Raw genomic sequence first — 1,429 nt, forward strand, 5'->3', positions numbered from 1 at the left:
GGTCACGTCCGCTGGAGTGGTGTATCGACGGCCACTCGGTGATCTCGTCTTTGAGGCTATGCGGTGAGTTCGGTGGGCAGGACGGTGTCGTCGGTTTCTGACTCGATCGGGTGGAGTCGGGCCTTGGCGAGGAGTTCGCGGCCCATGTAGCGGCGGGCTTCGGTCCACTCGTCGTTCTGCTCTGCCAGGACCGCGCCGACGAGCCGGATGACGGCGGTGCGGTCGGGGAAAATGCCGACCACGTCGGTGCGGCGCCGGATCTCCTTGTTGAGCCGCTCCTGCGGATTGTTCGACCAGATCTGCCGCCAGATCTCCCGCGGGAAGGCCGTGAACGCCAGCAGGTCGTGCTGGGCGGCGTCCAAGTGGGCTGCAGCCTTGGGGAACTTGGCTTCCAGCGCGTCCAGGACGTGCCGCATCTGTGCTTGGACCGCGTCAGTGTCGGGCTGTTCGAAGACCGTCCGCAGCAGCGTGGCCACCCAGGGCTGGGCCGACTTCGGGACCTGGCTCAGCAAGTTCCTCGCGTAGTGGGTGCGGCAGCGCTGCCACGAGGCGCCGGGCAGCACTGCGCCGACCGCGTCCACCAGGCCGGCATGGGCGTCGGAAATGACAAGCTGGACGCCGGACAGGCCGCGGGCGATCAGGGAACGCAGGAAGGCCAGCCAGCCGGCGCCGTCCTCGGCGGTGGCCACGTCCAGGCCGAGGATCTCGCGGTGCCCGTCGGCGTTGACGCCGACCGCGACCAGGGCGTGGACGTTGACGATGCGACCACCCTCGCGGACCTTCTGCGTGAGGGCGTCGACCCAGACGAACGAGTACGGGCCCGCGTCCAGGGGACGGTTACGGAAGGCGGTGACCTGCTCGTCCAGGTGCTTGGCCATCGCACTGACCTGGGACTTCGACAGCTGCGTCACCCCGAGGGACTCGGCGAGCTTCTCCACTCGGCGGGTGGAGACACCGAGCAGGTAGGCGGTGGCGACCACCGAGATCAGGGCCTGTTCGGCCCGGCGGCGGCGCTCGAGAAGCCAGTGCGGGAAGTAGCTGCCCTGCCTCAGCTTGGGAACGGCGAGCTCGACGGTCCCGGCGCGGGTGTCCCACTCGCGCGGGCGGTAGCCGTTGCGGTGGTTGACGCGTTCGTCGCTGACCTGCCCGTATTCGGCGTTGCAGAGGGCGTCGGCCTCGGCGGACATGAGGGCGTCGGCGAATGTCTTGATCATCGCGCGCAGCAGATCAGGACTCGCCGCGGCGAGGTTGTTCTCGGCGAGGGCGTGCAGGGGCAGACTGTCGGGTGCGGTCATCGTGCTGATCTCCTTCGAGGCTTCGACACTTCGAAGATCAGCCGGTGGCCGTTCGTCTATGCGGGCTTCATCTCGATGCCGGAGCAAACCCCCGGATCAGGTCGAACCCGTACACCACTTCCCTGGACGCAACC

Annotated in this window: 1 protein-coding gene; it reads right to left on the minus strand. The window is 68.1% G+C overall.

The window, feature by feature from the left end:
• Positions 1-56 precede the first annotated feature (56 nt).
• Positions 57-1,295, minus strand: a complete 1,239-nt coding sequence (locus ABZ719_RS37650) for an IS256 family transposase (RefSeq protein WP_366729670.1) — start codon at positions 1,293-1,295, stop codon at positions 57-59.
• Positions 1,296-1,429 lie beyond the last annotated feature (134 nt).

The organism is Streptomyces sp. NPDC006743 (genome assembly GCF_040703815.1).
Lineage (GTDB): Bacteria > Actinomycetota > Actinomycetes > Streptomycetales > Streptomycetaceae > Streptomyces.